Below are 15,272 nucleotides of genomic sequence, written 5' to 3' on the forward strand. Positions count from 1 at the left end.
CTCACGCGGCGGCGACCTGCGCGCCCAGCGCGGCGGAGCCCGCCGGGGTGAGCGCGGCCGGGACGAACTGCCCGAAGGCGCCGGTCGCGGTGGCCACGAGGCCGTCGTGGATGAGCTCGTGCGCGCTGAACTGGTCGCAGCAGGGCATGCCGTCGATGTAGAGGTCCGGCTCGCGCCCGCAGCGCAGGGTCGCCCGGCCCGCGGCGATCGCGCGCAGCATCGCCCTGGCCCGGTAGCTCAGTTCATGCGGTTCGGTGTCCATCTTCGTCCCCCCCGGTAGTGGAGATCTCGGTCTGCCTCAGTCGGATGCGTTACCCCTTCACCCAGTTGCATCGTGTTGAGACCCAGCCCACGTTACCGGTTGTGACGATTCTTAGGGACGAATTAACGTGACTGCCCGCTGGGCTGCCGCCACCGGCCATGACCTGCGGTTTCACCTGCCCGCCGCGGGCGGGTCGACGGCCTGGGGGCGGGCGGCGCGCCAGGGGGCGCGTCAGGGGGCGGTCAGGGCGTGGTCAGCGTGGAGCCGCGGACGACCAGCTCGGTGGGCAGCAGGACCGAGGGCGGCAGGTGCGTCTCGCCTTCGAGCTGGGCCAGCAGGCGCCAGGTCGCGCTGCGGCCGAGCTCCTCGACGGACTGGCGGACCGTCGTCAGGGCCGGGGTGGTCGAGGTCGCCAGGATCGAGTCGTCGTGGCCGACGACGGCGACGTCCTCGGGCACGCGCCTGCCGCGGTCGGCGAGGGTGCGCAGGGCGCCGACGGCGATGATGTCGGCCGCGGCGAACACGCCGTCGATGGTCGGGTCGCGGTCGAGGAGCTCGGCCATCGCCGCGGCGCCGTCCTTGCCGGAGAAGTCGCTGTGCACGACCAGGTCGGGCTTGAGGCCCGCCTCGGTCATGCCGCGCCGCCAGCCGGTGAGCCGGTCCATGCCGACGGCCATGTCCTCCGGGCCCGCGATCGTGGCGATGCGCTTGCGGCCGATCTCCACCAGGTGCCGGGCGGCCTGCAGGCTGCCGGACATGTTGTCGGAGTCCACGTACGGCACCGCGGTGTCGCCCAGCGGCCTGCCGACGACCACCACCGGCAGGCCCGCGTCGGCCAGCCGCTTGGGCAGCGGGTCGTGGCCGTGCAGGCTGACCACGACCGCGCCGTCGACGTGGCCGCCGCAGAGGTAGTTGGCCACCGAGTCGTCGACGTCGGTGCGGCCCATCATCAGCACCAGCTGGCGGTGCCCGGCCGACATCCCGGCCGAGACCCCGCGCAGCACGCCCGCGAAGAACGGGTCGCCGAAGACGCGGTCGCCCTGCTCGGACACGACCAGGGCGATGGAGTTGGTGCGCCGGGTGACCAGGCTGCGGGCGGCCTGGTTGGGCACGTAGCGCAGGGCGGCGATCGCCTCGGTGACCGCCTCCTTGGCCCGCTTGCTGACCCCGGGCATGTCGTTGATCACCCGCGACACCGTGGAACGGGAGACCCCGGCGACCCGGGCCACCTCTTCCAGCGTCGGCGCCGCCCGCTCGTCCGACTCCGTCATGCTCAACTCAACTCCGATCGCGCCGCCGGTCCCTGGTGGGCAGGCGCACGATCAGCTTAAGCCGCGGGCGCGCGGGCGGTGTCACCGCTGGTCGCGCTCGCGGCGTCCGCTCAGGCCGAAGAGGATGCGCTGCATGGTCTCGGCGTCGGCGCCGATCGGCTCGTCCGGCGGATTGCCGCGCACGGTCTGCGCCGAGGGCCTGCGCTGGCGGCGGGGCAGCGGGACGGCCGAGGCCGACATGCCCGACGGCAGCGCGATGGCCGCCCACAGCATGGTCCGGCCGCCGCCGATGTCCAGCGCGCCCGCGCGCGCCCCGGCCGGGACGGGCGGGGCCGCGACCGGGTGCGGCGGCTCGATCTCGATGACCAGGTCGCCGCCGGACAGCCGGGCGCGGGCGGTGAGCATGCCGGGGTTGGCCGGGTCCGCGGCGGCCACCACCGCCTTGGTCAGCTCGCGGACGGTCTCGGCGGCCAGGTCGCGCAGATCGCGCAGCGACCACTCGGTCAGCGAGAAGCGCACGAACATCTCCGCGCAGCCCACGGCGCTGGGCAGGGCGACCAGGTGGAGGTCGTCGACCTGTTCGGTCCGCTCGTGCATGGCATCTCCCTCCGGGGCGGCCCGCGTCCGCCAGATGGTGCCACGGACACCCCCGCAGGCCACAGCCCGGTCCGGGTGGTCACCCGCTGTGCCCGCGGAGATCGAAACCTGCCACCGGTGGCCGAAGGTGAGCATCACGCACTTCTGCGCGTCGTCCGAGGTGCGGGCCGGGATACGCGGCAAACGGGTGATTCTGCCGGTCAATTCGACTACGCAACGCGGCAGTCACCAGTGGGTAATGCGGCCGATCGGTCGGCCGCGCGCCGGGCCCACACCGCTGGATCGGCGGATGGCCTGCGGCTGCCAAATGTGCGGGAATGATTGGCGACCCGCCGGGCGCGGGATTCTCGGGCCGCCGACTCGGAATTGGCAGGGAAGGACCACGATGGATCTGCGGTATGAGGCGTTCTGCTTCGCCGATCCGCTGTTCTTCGACGAGCAGCGGACCGCCGCGGATTCCGATGCGGGCTTCACCGCCGCGGTGCCCACCCCGGCGCACGGGTGGGACAGCGCTGATCAAGGCACTTGGCGGGTGCTGAACCCGCACGGGGTGGCCACCCCCGACCAAGGCTGGAAGATCCATGTTTCGGCGACGCTGGACAACGCCGAAAAGCTGCTGCGGATCGTCGCCGATCATTGCTTCGCCGCCCGGGTCGCGTTCAAGCATTTGCGCGGCAAGAGCATTTTGCTGGCCCGGAACGCAAAATATGCGCCGCGGTCGGCCAGCGGCAAGTTGGTTACCATCTACCCGGTTGACGACGCCCAGCTGTCCGATCTTCTCGACGGATTGGCGGGCAAACTCGCCGGTTTCTCCGGTCCCTACATTCTCAGCGATCTCCGCTACGGCGACGGCCCGCTCTACGTCCGGTATGGCGGATTCGTCGAGCGCTGGGTGGAATTCGACGGGGCGCGGGTGCTGGCGCTGCGCGGCCCCGGCGGCGAGCTGGTCCCCGACGAGCGCACCCCGACGTTCCGGGTGCCGCCGTGGGTCGAGCTGCCGCCCTGCCTCGCCCCGCACCTGGCCGCGCGCCGCTCCGGCGATCCCGGCCGCTTCCCGTACCAGGTCACCTCGTCGCTGCACTTCTCCAACGGCGGCGGGGTGTACCGGGCGACGGCCAAGGCCGACGGCCGCGAGGTCGTGCTCAAGGAAGCCCGGCCGCACGCCGGTCTGGACCGCGACGGGGTGGACGCGGTGGCGCGGCTGGTCCGCGAGCACGACGTCCTGCGCCGCCTCGACGGGATCGAGGGCGTGCCGCGGGCCTACGAGCTGATCACCGTGTGGGAGCACAGCTTCCTGGCCATGCAGCCGATGCCCGGCCGCCCGCTCGGGCCGTGGCTGGCGCGCAGCTACCCGCTGACCCGCCACGACGGCGCGGGCGTCGCCGAGTTCACCGAGCGGGCCTGCGCGATCGTCGCCCGCGTCGAGCGGCTGCTGGAGCAGGTGCACGCCCGCGGCGTGGTGTTCGGCGACCTGCACTCCCTCAACATCCTCGTCGATGACGACGACAGCGTCTCGTTGATCGACTACGAGATGGCGTTCCCGGTCGAGACCGGCCAGCGGCCCGCGCTCGGCGCGCCCGGCTTCCGCGCCCCCGCCGACCGCGCCGGCTTCGACATCGACCGCTACGCCCTGGCCGCGCTGAAGCTGTGGGTCTTCCTGCCGCTCAACGCGATGCTGGAGCTGGCGCCGGGCAAGCTCGCCGGGCTGGTCGAGGTCATCGAGCGGCGCTTCCCGCTGCCCGCGGGCTACGCCGACTCGATCAGGGCGGTGCTCGCGCCCGAGCCGCCGCTGCGCACCGCGCTGGACGAGCCGTCGCCGGACTGGGCGCGGGTGCGGGCCGACCTGGGCGCCGCGATCCTGGCCAGCGCGACGCCGCAGCGGGCCGACCGGCTGTTCCCGGGTGACATCGAGCAGTTCCGGCTCGGCGGGACGGGTCTGTCCTACGGCGCGGCCGGGGTGCTCCACGCGCTGCACGCCACCGGGCAGGGCCGCCACCCCGAGCACGAGGAGTGGCTGCTGGCCGCGGTGCGCCGCACGCCGCCCGCGCGGCCCGGCCTGCTCGACGGCGCGCACGGCATCGCCTTCGCGCTGGACTCCCTCGGCCACACCCAGGCCGCGCTGGACCTGATCGACGGCGCGTCGACGCTGGTGGAGCAGACCCGCGACCACGGCTACGGCGGCGGGCTGGCGGGCATCGGGCTCACCCGGCTGCACTTCGCCGCCGACCGCGAGCACCTCAAGGCCGCGGTGGGCATCGGCGAGCGGCTGGCCGACGCGCTGGCCGCCGCGCCGCCGCCGGGCGAGGTGGGGCGCGCGGGCCTGGTGTCGGGCTGGTCGGGACCGGCCCTGCTGTTCACCCGGCTGCACGACGAGACCGGGGACGCGGGCTGGCTCGACCTCGCCGAGCGCGCGATCGCCCGCGACCTCGACGAATGCGTGGTCACCGACGACGGCGCGCTGCAGGTCCGCGACGGCGGGGCGCGCACGCTGCCCTACGTCGCGGTCGGCGGCGCGGGCGTCGCGCTGGTGATCGAGGAGCTGGCGGCGCGGCGGCCCGGGGCGGCGTGCCTGGCGCGCCAGCCAGAGCTGCTGCGCGGCTGCCACGGCGAGTTCGTGATCCACCCGGGCCTGCTCTACGGCCGGTGCGGGCTGGTCGCGGCCTTGGCGGCCGCGCAGCGGCGGTCACCGACCCCCGAGCGCGCCGCGGCGATCCGCACGCACCTGTCGGCGCTGGCCTGGCACGCCGTGCCCTACGGCGGCGGGATCGCGGTGCCGGGCAACCAGCTCCTGCGGCTGTCGATGGACCTGGCCACCGGCGGCGCGGGCGTCCTGCTCACCCTGGCGGCCGTCGGCGACGGCCACGGCCGCGTGCTGCCGTTCTTCGGAGCGGCCCACCCGACTCCGGCCCACCCGGCCGGGCAGTGAAACCACGGAGAGGAACGACATCATGGACATGGTCCTGGAACTGCAGAACCTGGACGCGCCCGAGGACCTGGGCTACGGCGGCGGCAGCCACGGCGGCGGCGCGTCGAACCTCAGCCTGCTCGCGTCCTGCGCCAACAGCACGATCAGCCTGCTGACCTGCCACTAGGCACCAGCTGAACGCGGGAGCGGCGCAGGACTGGTGCGCCGCTCCCGCACCTCATTCTGACCCCACGCGCGGTGTTCCAACCAGTGGGCCCCTGCGGGTTCCGCCTGGCGGGACCGGGTCGGAGGGGAGGTTCCCGGTTCACCTGGCGCCGGTGGCCCTGGGGCTTCAGCGGACCGGGTCGCCGGGCGGCTGCGCTGGCGCGAGTCAAGAGGGAGGCGTGGTGGCTGCGGGTGATCGGGTGCTGGTGGCGGCGGTCGAGCGCGGCCCCGCGGCGCTGCTGGTCGTCCTCGGCATCGCGGGGACGGCCGCGGCGCTGGTGCTGCCCGCCGCCCTCGCAGGCGCGGTGAACGGGGGCGGGGTGGTGGCGGTGGCGGTCGCCGGGGTGGGGGCGGTGGCCGCGGAGGTGCTGGGGCTGCTGGTGTCCGCGCGGGTCACGGCGCGAACCGGGGCGCGGCTGCGGGGCGAGGTCGCCGTCCACCTGATCCGGCTCGGGCCGGGGCGGTTCGCCGACGGGGATGCGGTGGGGCGGTTGACCAGCGACTGCGCGGGCGCGGCCCAGGTGACCGCGCTGGCCGTGCAGGTCGTCTCGGGTGGGCTGGTGTCGGTCGGGGCTGTCGTGCTGCTGGCGGTGGTGGACTGGCGGGTGGCGGCGGTGTTCCTGGTCGCGCTGCCGGTGGCGCTGCTGATCGCCCGGTCGCACGTGAAGATCACCGCCGCGGATGTCGCGGCGTACCAGTCCGTCACGGGCGAGCTGGGCGCCCGCCTGCTCGACGCCGTGCGCGGGCTGCGCACGATCGCGGCGGCCGGGATCGCCGACCAGGAGGCCGAGCGCGTGCTGCGCCCGCTGCCGTCGCTGGCCGCCGCGGGCAGCGCGATCTGGCGCGGCCAGGCCAGGATGGTCTGGCGCGGCGGGCTCCTGCGGCCTGCGGTCCAGGTGGCGGTGCTGGTGGCGGCCGGGTTCGGGCTGATGGCGGGCAGGCTCACCGTCGGCGACGTCCTGGCCGTCCTCGGCTACGCGACGCTCGGGCTGGGGATCGTCGGGCAGGTGTCGGCGCTGACCGGCCTGGCCCGCGCCCGCGCCTGCTCGGCCCGCATCGCCGAGATCGTCGACACCCCGCTGCCCGCCCCACCGACCCGCGCGCTGCCCGAGGGCCCGGGGACGGTGACCCTGGAGGGGGTCAGCTTCGGGGCATTGTCCGAAGTGGACTTGGTGGTCCCTGGCGGGGCTTCCGTCGCGGTCGTCGGTGAAGGCGGGCGAGATCTGGCCGCCGTGCTGGCGGGCGCGCCGCCCACGGCCGGAACCGCCCGACTCGACGGGGTTCCCATCCCCGACATCGCCGACCGCCGAGCCGCGATCGGCGTCGCCTTCGCCCGCCCGGTCCTGCTGGGCACGACCGTCGCCGACGCCGTCGCCTACGGCGCGGGCCCCGTCGACGTCCGCACCGCCTGCCGCACCGCCCGCGTCGACCACCTCGTCACCCGCCTCCCGGCCGCCTGGTCCACCCCCATGTCCGCCACCCCCCTCTCCGGCGGCGAATCCCAACGCCTCGGCCTGGCCCGCGCCATAGCCCCCCACCCCCGCCTCCTGGTCCTCAACGAAGCGACCGCCGCGCTGGACGCGGTAACGGAAGCCGAGGTGGAGGCCGCCCTCTCCGAAACCCTCCCCACCACCACCCGCGTCGCAGTCACCACCAGAGCAGGCACCGCCCGCCGCGCCGACTTCGTCATCTGGCTGTCCGACGGCCGCGTAACCGCTATCGCCCCGCACGTCGAGCTGTGGGCGGATCCGGCTTACCGGGAGGTGTTCGGGTGAGCGCGGCAGGTGGGTGTGAGTTGGGTGTCGCGCAGGCGGCGGTGGTGTTGGGCACTTGCCGGGCTGCGGTCATTGCCAAGCCGAGCGCGGTCAGCCGCGCCCGTCGGTGCCTGGTTGGTGAGCGGGTGGGCGGTCAGGGCGGGACTGGCTTGTCGGGGGGTGTTCGGGTGAGCGTGGTAGGTGGGTGTGAGAGGGGCGTTGAGCTGGCGGCGGTGGTGTGGGGTGTCCGCTGGGCTGCGGTCATCGTCGAGGCGGGGGTGGTCCGCGGTGGCGATGTGGCTGGCTGGTCGGGGAGTGGGTGGGCGGGTAGGGCGGGGCTGGCTCGGCTGGGGGTGATCCGGTGAGCGCGTGGGGTGTGTATTGGCGGGTGCTTGGGGCTCAGTGGCGGGGGTGGCTTGTGCTGTTGGGCTGTTCGCTGCTCGAAGGGTTGCCCGCCTTCCTCTCCGGCGCGCTCGTGCAGTCCGCTGTCGCTGATGGGTTTGCTGTGGGGCGGCCGCTTGACGGTGTGCTGCGGCTGGTTGCGTTTGGTGGGGTGGCGGTCGTCGGGGCTGTGGGGGCGCGGATGGTGTGGAGTCGGTTGGGGGTGGTTGTCGAACCTGTGCGGGATGCGTTGGTTCGGGTGGTGGTGCGGGGGGTGCTGCGGGATCGGACCGGGCATCGGGTGGCGCCGGATGCGTCGGCGGTTGCGCGGATCGCCCAGCATGTGGAGATCGTGCGGGATGCCACGGCGGGGATGTTGGTGCAGGCGCGCGGGATGATGGTCACGGCGGTTGCGGCCGTGCTTGGAGTTGCGGTCGTTGCGGGTGATGTCGTGTGGGCGGTCGCCGGGCCGGTCGCGGTGGTCGCGGTGGCGTTCGCGGGGTTGCTTCCGGCGCTCGCCCGTCGGCAGCGGGCGCTGACGCTCGCCGACGAGGACACCGCCGCCGCGGCCGGCGCCGTCCTGGCCGGGCTGCCCGACATCGCCGCCTGCGCCGCCCACGACACAGCGGCGCAGTCGGTCCGGGACGCCGCGGGCAGGCAGGCGGACGCGGCGACCACCCTGGCGGCGGCCTCCGCGCTGCGGGTCGGTGTGGTCGGGGTCGGCGCGTTCCTCCCGGTCGTGCTGGTGCTCGCCATCGCTCCGCCGTCGGCCGAGCTGCTCGGCGTGCTCGTCTACCTGACCGGTTCGCTGCACCCGGCGCTCACCGGGTTGGCGGCCACGGCGAGCACCGTCGTCCTGCGGCTGGTCGTGGCCCTGCGCAGGCTCGCCGAAGCCGCCGAGACCGATGCTCTCGGCGTGCCCGGTGCTGACCGCGTGCCCGGTGCTGGCCGCGTGCCCGGTGCTGACCGCGTGCCCGGTGCTGACCGCGGGCGTGGTGCTGACCGCGGGCGCGGTGCTGACCGCGGGCCTGGTGCTGGCCGCGGGCGCGGTGCTGGCCCACGGCGCGGGCGGCGCGGACGTGCCGATGACCGCCAGCCCGGGACCGAGCGGCCCGCCACCCCGAGCATCGAGGTCCGCGGCCTCACCCACCGCTGGGGCGAGCACGCCGAGCCCGTCCTCGACGGCTTCGACCTCGACCTGCGCCCCGGGGACCACCTCTGCGTCGTCGGCCCGTCCGGCATCGGCAAATCCACCCTCGCCGGGCTGCTGACCGGGCTCCTGCCGATCCAGCAGGGCACCGTGGCGATCGGCGGCGTGCCCGTCGACCGCGTGGCCCCCGGCTACATCGCCTTCACCCCGCAGGAGGCCTACGTCTTCGCCGGGACCATCCGGGAGAACATCGCCCTCCTCAACCCCGACGCGGACGACGAGCGCATCGCTGCGGCCGCCCGCGAGGTCGGCGCGGGCCACCTGGACCTCGACGCCGACGCCAGCGGCCTCGACCCCGCCGACCGCCAGCTCGTCGCCCTCGCCCGCGTGCACACCACCGACGCGCCGATCGTCGTCCTCGACGAGGCCACCTCCCACCTCGGCGCCGCCCAGGAGGCCGCGGCGGAGGCGGCCATCGCCCGCCGCGGCGGCATCCTGGTCGTCATCGCCCACCGCATGTCCGCCGCCCGGCGCGCGGGCCGCGTCCTGCTGCTCGACGGCAGGCACGCCATCCTCGGCGAGCACGCCGACCTGGCCTGCCGCTCCCCGCAGTACGCGGGCCTGGTCGCGGCGTGGTCAGGCTGACGCGCGCACGATCAGCTCGGTCGGCAGCAGGATCGACGGCGGCAGGTGCCGCTCGCCCGCGAGCTGCGCCAGCAGCCGCCACGTGGTGGTGCGCCCCAGCTCCTCGACCGGCTGCCGCACGGTGGTCAGCGGCGGGGAGGCCATCGTCGCCAGCACCGCGTCGTCGAAGCCCACGACGGCGATGTCCTCCGGCACCCGCACGCCCCGGCTGCGCAGGTGCCGCATCGCCCCCACCGCGATGATGTCGGCCGCGGCGAACACCGCGTCCACGTCCGGGTGCCGCTCCAGCAGCTCCTCCATCGCCCGCGCGCCCGCGTCGATGGCGAAGCGGCTGTGCACGACCGCGTCGGTGGGCCGCTTGGCGTCGCCGAGCGCCCGCCGCCAGCCGATCAGCCGGTCGATGCCCACCGCCATGTCGTCCGGGCCCGCGATGGTCCCGATCCGCGAGCGGCCCAGCGACAGCAGGTGCCGGGCGGCGATCAGCCCGCCGGTCAGGTTGTCGGCGTCGACGTAGGGCACCGACCCGCCCGCCAGCGGCCTGCCCACCAGCACCACCGGCAGCCCGGCGTCCACCAGCCGCCGCGGCAGCAGGTCGTTGCCGTGCAGGCTGACCACGATCGCGCCGTCGACGTGCCCGCTGCACAGGTAGCTCTCCAGCGTGTCGCGGTCGGTGTCGTCGTGGCTCATCAGCAGCACCAGCTGCTTGCGGCTGTTCCCGAGCCCGGCCGACACCCCGCGCAGCACGCCCGCGAAGAACGGGTCGCCGAAGACCTGGTCGCCCTTCTCCGAGACGACCACGGCGATGGAGTCCGTCCGCCGGGTGACCAGGTTGCGGGCGGCCTGGTTCGGCACGTACCGCAGGGAGGTGATCGCCGCGGCCACCGCCTCCCTGGCCCGCTTGCTCACCCCGGGCAGGTCGTTGATCACCCGCGACACCGTGGACCGGGACACCCCGGCGGCCCTGGCGACTTCCTCCAGGGTCACCGGGGCGCGGTCGACCGCCTCGCTCATGGCCCGGGCACCACGTTGGACCGGGCCAGGCGCGCGTACCACAGCGCGCTGCGCTTGGGCGTGCGGACCTGGGTCGCGTAGTCGACGTGCACCAGGCCGAACCGGTGCGCGTAGCCCTGCGCCCACTCGAAGTTGTCCAGCAGCGACCAGTAGAAGTAGCCCCGCAGGTCGACCCCCGCCGCGATCGCCGCGTGCGCGGCCGCGACGTGGCTCTCCAGGTACGCCAGGCGCTCGACGTCGTTCACCGCGCCGTCGACCACCTCGTCCGGGTAGGCGGCGCCGTTCTCGTGGACGTACCAGGTCATCCCCGGGTAGCGGCGGTCGGCGTCCACCAGGCACTCGGTCAGCCCGGCGGCGCGCACCTCCCACCCCGACGCGGTGACCGGCAGCCCGCGGGAGCGGAACGACACCCGCTCGCTGCCCGGCCAGCCGGGGTCGAAGGCGCCGTCGTCCTCGGCCGAGACGCACCAGTCGCGGTAGAAGTTCACCCCCACGAAGTCCACCGGCGCGCCGATCACCTCCAGGTCGCCGTCCTGGATGCGCTCGTCGAGGCCGTACCCGGCCACGTCGGCGAGCACGTCCGCCGGGTACTGCCCGCGCAGCACCGGGTCGAGGAACAGCCGGTTCTGGAGCCCGTCGATGCGCCGCACGGCGTCGCGGTCGGCCGCGGACTCCGGATTGGCGGGCAGCACCGGGTACAGGTTCACCGTGATCCCCGCGGCCGCCGTCGGGGCGTGCTCGCGCAGCACCCGCATGCCGAGCCCGTGCGCGAGCAGCAGGTGGTGGGCGGCGGCGAGCGCGTCGGCGCCGCTGGTGCGCCCGGGGGCGTGCACGCCGCTGCCGTAGCCGAGGAAGGCCGCGCACCACGGCTCGTTCAGCGTGCTCCACACCGGCACCCGGTCGCCGAGCCTGCGCGCGGCCGACTCGGCGTACTCGGCGAAGCGGTAGGCGGTGTCGCGCGCGGTCCAGCCGCCCGCGTCCTCCAGCTTCTGCGGCAGGTCCCAGTGGTAGAGCGTGGCGCACGGGGTGATGCCCGCGGCCAGCAGCTCGTCCACCAGCCGGTCGTAGAAGTCCAGGCCAGCCGGGTTCTCCCGGCCGCCGTCGGGGCGCACCCGAGGCCAGGCCAGGGAGAACCGGTAGGCCCCCAGGCCCAGCTCGCGCATCAGCGCGACGTCCTGCGGCATGCGCCGGTAGTGGTCGGCCGCCGGTTCGCCGGTGTCGCCGCCGACCACCCGGCCGGGCGTCTGGCTGAAGGTGTCCCAGATGGACGGTGTGCGGCCGTCCGCCGCGGTGGCGCCCTCGACCTGGTAGGCGGCGGTGGCCGCGCCCCACAGGAAGCCGGGCGGGAACCGAAGGGTCGCTTCGGTCGGATCGGTTTGGACGGACAAGGTCACCCCTTAACGGCGCCCTGCATGATGCCCGCCACGATCTGGCGGCCGAGCAGGACGAAGACGATGAGAACGGGAATGGTCGCCAGCGTCGTCCCCGCGAGCACCAGCGAGTAGTCGATGTAGTAGCCCGACTGCAGGCGCTCCAGCGCCAGCTGCACGGTGGGGTTGTCGGCGTTGAGCACCACCAGCGGCCAGACGAAGTCGTTCCACGAGGTCATGAACGTGAACATGGCCAGGAACGCCGCGGCGGGCCGCACCGCGGGCAGGCAGACGTGCCAGAACGTGCGCAGCATCGAGCAGCCGTCCACGCGCGCGGCCTCGATCAGCTCGTACGGCACCGCCTCCACGGTGTACTGGCGCATCCAGAACACCCCGATCGCGGTCACCAGGTTGGGCACGATGACCGCCTGCAGCTCGCCGGTCCAGCCGAACTCCGCCATCGCCATGTAGAGCGGGATGATGCCCAGCTGCGTCGGCACGGCCAGGGTCGCCACGACGAACAGGAACAGCCCGTTGCTGCCGCGGAAGCGCAGCTTGGCGAAGGCGAACCCGGCCAGCGTGGAGAACAGCACGGTCGTGAAGGTGACCGTGCCCGCCACGATCAGGCTGTTGCCCATCGACTTCCAGAACGGGACCGAGTCGAACACCCGGGCCGCGTTGTCGAAGAAGTTGCCGCCCGGCAGCAGCGGCGGGATCTTGTCGGTGAGCATGGACGAGTCGCGCGAGGCGACGAGGAACTGCCAGTAGAACGGGAACACCGATCCCGCGACGAAGGCCAGCAGCAGCCCGTAGGTCCAGAACCCCGCCCGCCCGCCGGAGGAGCGGTTCTCGTTGCGCGCGCTGCGCCGCAGCGCCTTGGTCGGCAGCGCGGTCGGCCGCGTCCCGGTCATGGTCATGGCTTCGACCCCGTCCCGGCCAGCCTGCGGGTCAGCAGGAAGTTGATGAGCGCGATCACGATGATGATGAGGAACAGCACCCACGCGATCGCCGAGGCGTAGCCGAAGTCCTGCTGCTCGAACGCCGACTGGTACATGTAGAGCGTCACCGTCTGGTACTGGTTGGTCGCGCCGCCGTTGTTGGAGCCCGGCATCTCCGAGAACAGCTTGGGCTCGGTGAAGATCTGCAGCCCGCCGATGGTCGAGGTGATCACCACGAAGATCAGCGTCGGGCGCAGCAATGGCAGGGTGATGCTGACGAACCGCCGCCAGGCCGAGGCGCCGTCGACCACCGCGGCCTCGTAGAGGTCCTTCGGGATGGCCTGCATCGCCGCCAGGACGATCAGCGCGTTGTAGCCGGTCCAGCGCCAGTTCACCATGACCGCGATCGCCACGTGGCTGGAGAAGCGGTCGGCCTGCCAGTCGACCCGGTCCAGGCCGAAGGTCTCCAGGATGGTGTTCACCAGGCCGAACTGCGGGCCGAACAGGTTGGCGAAGATGATGCCCAGCGCCACCAGCGAGGCCACGTACGGCAGCAGCACGCTGACCCGCCAGGTCGTCGGCGCCCGCAGCTTGGCGTTGAGCAGGTAGGCGATCATCACCGCGACGATGATCTGCGGGATGCTGGAGAGCAGGAAGATGCTGAAGGTGTTGACCAGCACCTTCCAGAACTGCTCGTCGACCATCAGGTTGGCGTAGTTGTCCAGCCCGATGAACTCCGGGCTGTCCTCGATGAGCTCCCAGTCGAACAGCGAGACGTAGCCGGTGTAGAGCAGCGGGAACAGGCCGACGATGCCGAAGACGACGAAGAACGGCGCGACGTAGAGGTAGGGGGAGAACCGCACGTCCCACCGGGCCAGCCGGTCGCGCAGGCCCGGACGCGCCGGGACGCCCGGCCCGCGCCGGGGGGCGCGGGCCGGGCGTTGCCGGAGATCGGTGGTCATGCGCTACTTCGCGATCTTCGCGGCGCCCGCGACCACCTGCGCCCAGGCGTCGGCGGGCGCGGTGCCCTGCTCGACCGACTGCAGCGCCGGGCTGGTCACGTTCTCCTGGATGCGGCCGTCACCGGGGCCCTTGTACTGCGCCTTGCCGACCTTGACCGCCTGCTTGGCGAACAGCTCGCCCGCCTTGACGCCGAAGTAGTCGTCGGTCTTCTCCAGCAGCTCCGGCGCGGTCTGGGCGCCCTTCTGGCTGGGGAAGTTGCCGGTCTTGGCGAAGGCCTTGATCTGCTGCTCCGGGGCGGTCAGCCACGCGGCGAGCTTGGCGGCCTCCTGCGGGTGCTTGCTCTGCGTCGGGACCGCCAGGAAGGAGCCGCCCCAGTTGCCGCCGCCGCCGGGGAAGGCGTCGGTGACGGCCCACTTGCCCTTGTTCTCCGGGCCCGCCTGGTTCTTGATCACGCCGAGCATCCAGGAGGGGCAGGTCTTGGTGGCGAACGCGCCGGACTTGAAGCCGGAGTTCCACTCGTTGCTGAAGGCCACCAGCTTCGCGGACTGGCCCCGGCCGGTGGCCGCGGTCACCTTGTCCCAGTTGGCCTTGATGTCGGCGTTGCTCTCGATGACGAGCTGGTCGCCGGTGTCGAAGAAGCCGACCGGGAGCTGGTTGTGCATGGCGTTGAAGATCTGGGCGCTGGAGTCGTACCAGGCCGCGTCGCTCTTGGCGATGAACCGGTCGCCCGCGGCGAAGTAGGCGTCCCAGGTCTCGAACAGCGGCTTGACGCCCTCGGGGTCGCTGGGCAGACCGGCGGCCTCGAAGAGGTCCTTGCGGTAGCACATGGCCAGCGGGCCGATGTCGGTGCCGTAGCCGATGAGCTTGCCGTCCTTGGTGGTGGCCTGCTGGGACTTCCAGTCCAGCCACCGGTCGGCCTTGACGTCGGCCGGGCCGATCTCCAGCAGGTTGTTGAACAGGCTCGCCTTGGCCATGACGTCGGAGAGGTGGCCCTCCTCGATCGCGACGACGTCCTCCAGGCCCGAGCCCGCGCCCAGCTTGGTGAACAGCTGCTGGTGGTAGGGGCCGCCCTGGCCGGTCTTGTTGTGCTTGATCTTGACGTTCGGGTTCAGCCGCTCGTACTCGGCAAGCAGGTCCTCGTAGCCGAACTCGGTGAAGGTGCCGATGGTCAGCTCGATGGGACCACCGTCGGAGCCGCTGCCCCCTCCGGTGTCGTCGCTGGAGCCGCAGGCGGCCAGCACGCCGCCTGAGAGCGTTACCGCGGCACTGAGGGCCAGTGCCCTCCGGAACAGTTGACGCACAGCTACCCCTATGGGTTGGCGCCGGTGGTCGGTGGTCGGCCACCAGTGCGGGACTTCCTGGGAGCGCTCCCAGCTGGGTGCGAGCAGTGTGCTCGCGGCCACAAAGGCATGTCAAGGAGGTGCTGCGTAACATTTCGGGCTCGGCGCGGCTTGAGCAGCCGTCACGTATGTGCCTACCGGCGCAAACGCGCGAGTCGACGATCATGCTCGTGGTGAGCCGGTGCCTGCGGGTGATCGATCGGTGGCGACCAGGGGGTTTACAGCGCGGCTCAGCCGTGGTTAGCCTGTGCTGGGAGCGCTCCCAGAACGGAATCGCTCCCACCCGACGAGCCCGTCCGGGACGGTGTCGTCCCACCCCGCCCCGGACGGGCGGCCCAACCCCTCCTGCCCCGGCCGGCGGTCCCCCGGTCGGCCGGTGGGCGGCGGTGGTCGCTCCTGCCGCCGCCCACCGGATCGGGGCCGTTCGGCCCAGTTCTCCCTTGCCCCGCACGGGAAATCG

Annotated in this window: 12 protein-coding genes; 4 read left to right on the forward strand and 8 right to left on the reverse strand. The window is 73.2% G+C overall.

Going from position 1 to position 15,272, the window contains the following annotated elements; genetic code table 11:
• Position 1: 1 nt before the first annotated feature.
• The 3 genes from ACWEPX_RS21935 to ACWEPX_RS21945 form a co-directional block, all read right to left on the reverse strand.
• On the reverse strand, positions 2-262 hold the full coding sequence (locus ACWEPX_RS21935; RefSeq protein ID WP_451899074.1) for a hypothetical protein: 261 nt from the start codon (positions 260-262) through the stop codon (positions 2-4).
• Between the two features lie 242 nt (positions 263-504).
• Complete coding sequence (locus ACWEPX_RS21940; protein WP_451899075.1) at positions 505-1,533, reverse strand: LacI family DNA-binding transcriptional regulator; 1,029 nt, start codon at positions 1,531-1,533, stop codon at positions 505-507.
• A gap of 81 nt (positions 1,534-1,614) precedes the next feature.
• Positions 1,615-2,130: an ATP-binding protein gene (locus tag ACWEPX_RS21945; protein ID WP_451899076.1), complete on the reverse strand. Its 516-nt coding sequence runs from the start codon at positions 2,128-2,130 to the stop codon at positions 1,615-1,617.
• 385 nt (positions 2,131-2,515) lie between these two features.
• On the opposite strand from ACWEPX_RS21945, the gene lanKC reads away from it, so the two are divergent.
• The 4 genes from lanKC to ACWEPX_RS21965 all read left to right on the forward strand — a co-directional run bounded on the left by lanKC (position 2,516) and on the right by ACWEPX_RS21965 (position 9,190).
• On the forward strand, positions 2,516-5,056 hold the full coding sequence (gene lanKC / locus ACWEPX_RS21950; protein WP_451899077.1) for a class III lanthionine synthetase LanKC: 2,541 nt from the start codon (positions 2,516-2,518) through the stop codon (positions 5,054-5,056).
• Positions 5,057-5,078: 22 nt separating this feature from the next.
• On the forward strand, positions 5,079-5,222 hold the full coding sequence (locus ACWEPX_RS21955) for a SapB/AmfS family lanthipeptide (protein ID WP_451899078.1): 144 nt from the start codon (positions 5,079-5,081) through the stop codon (positions 5,220-5,222).
• 220 nt (positions 5,223-5,442) lie between these two features.
• Complete coding sequence (locus ACWEPX_RS21960) at positions 5,443-7,035, forward strand: ABC transporter transmembrane domain-containing protein (protein WP_451899079.1); 1,593 nt, start codon at positions 5,443-5,445, stop codon at positions 7,033-7,035.
• Between the two features lie 634 nt (positions 7,036-7,669).
• Positions 7,670-9,190 (forward strand): ATP-binding cassette domain-containing protein, encoded by a 1,521-nt coding sequence (locus ACWEPX_RS21965; protein ID WP_451899080.1) that lies wholly within the window; start codon positions 7,670-7,672, stop codon positions 9,188-9,190.
• Here ACWEPX_RS21965 and ACWEPX_RS21970 read toward each other — a convergent pair.
• The 5 genes from ACWEPX_RS21970 to ACWEPX_RS21990 are packed head-to-tail and all read right to left on the reverse strand — an operon-like array spanning position 9,182 to position 14,713.
• Positions 9,182-10,201, reverse strand: a complete 1,020-nt coding sequence (locus ACWEPX_RS21970) for a LacI family DNA-binding transcriptional regulator (protein ID WP_451899081.1) — start codon at positions 10,199-10,201, stop codon at positions 9,182-9,184. The two genes, ACWEPX_RS21965 and ACWEPX_RS21970, sit on opposite strands and share 9 nt — an antisense overlap.
• Complete coding sequence (locus ACWEPX_RS21975; RefSeq protein WP_451899082.1) at positions 10,198-11,595, reverse strand: GH1 family beta-glucosidase; 1,398 nt, start codon at positions 11,593-11,595, stop codon at positions 10,198-10,200. Before ACWEPX_RS21975 ends, ACWEPX_RS21970 begins: the two co-directional genes overlap by 4 nt.
• Entirely contained in the window at positions 11,592-12,488 is an 897-nt protein-coding gene (locus tag ACWEPX_RS21980) for a carbohydrate ABC transporter permease (RefSeq protein WP_451899083.1), read from the reverse strand. The genes ACWEPX_RS21975 and ACWEPX_RS21980 overlap by 4 nt, the downstream gene beginning before the upstream one ends.
• Positions 12,485-13,471, reverse strand: coding sequence for a carbohydrate ABC transporter permease (locus ACWEPX_RS21985; protein WP_451899084.1), 987 nt, complete (start codon positions 13,469-13,471; stop codon positions 12,485-12,487). Before ACWEPX_RS21985 ends, ACWEPX_RS21980 begins: the two co-directional genes overlap by 4 nt.
• A 3-nt stretch (positions 13,472-13,474) precedes the next feature.
• Positions 13,475-14,713 (reverse strand): ABC transporter substrate-binding protein, encoded by a 1,239-nt coding sequence (locus ACWEPX_RS21990; RefSeq protein ID WP_451899085.1) that lies wholly within the window; start codon positions 14,711-14,713, stop codon positions 13,475-13,477.
• Positions 14,714-15,272: the final 559 nt, after the last annotated feature.

The sequence above is a fragment of the Actinokineospora sp. NPDC004072 genome (assembly GCF_053604195.1).

Excerpts from the sequence above, each read along its gene's own strand:
- ACWEPX_RS21935 (WP_451899074.1), bottom strand. The coding sequence starts at position 262 with ATGGACACCGAACCGCATGAACTGAGCTACCGGGCCAGGGCGATGCTG.
- ACWEPX_RS21940 (WP_451899075.1), bottom strand. The coding sequence starts at position 1,533 with ATGACGGAGTCGGACGAGCGGGCGGCGCCGACGCTGGAAGAGGTGGCC.
- ACWEPX_RS21945 (WP_451899076.1), bottom strand. The coding sequence starts at position 2,130 with ATGCACGAGCGGACCGAACAGGTCGACGACCTCCACCTGGTCGCCCTG.
- lanKC (WP_451899077.1), top strand. The coding sequence starts at position 2,516 with ATGGATCTGCGGTATGAGGCGTTCTGCTTCGCCGATCCGCTGTTCTTC.
- ACWEPX_RS21955 (WP_451899078.1), top strand. The coding sequence starts at position 5,079 with ATGGACATGGTCCTGGAACTGCAGAACCTGGACGCGCCCGAGGACCTG.
- ACWEPX_RS21970 (WP_451899081.1), bottom strand. The coding sequence starts at position 10,201 with ATGAGCGAGGCGGTCGACCGCGCCCCGGTGACCCTGGAGGAAGTCGCC.
- ACWEPX_RS21980 (WP_451899083.1), bottom strand. The coding sequence starts at position 12,488 with ATGACCATGACCGGGACGCGGCCGACCGCGCTGCCGACCAAGGCGCTG.
- ACWEPX_RS21985 (WP_451899084.1), bottom strand. The coding sequence starts at position 13,471 with ATGACCACCGATCTCCGGCAACGCCCGGCCCGCGCCCCCCGGCGCGGG.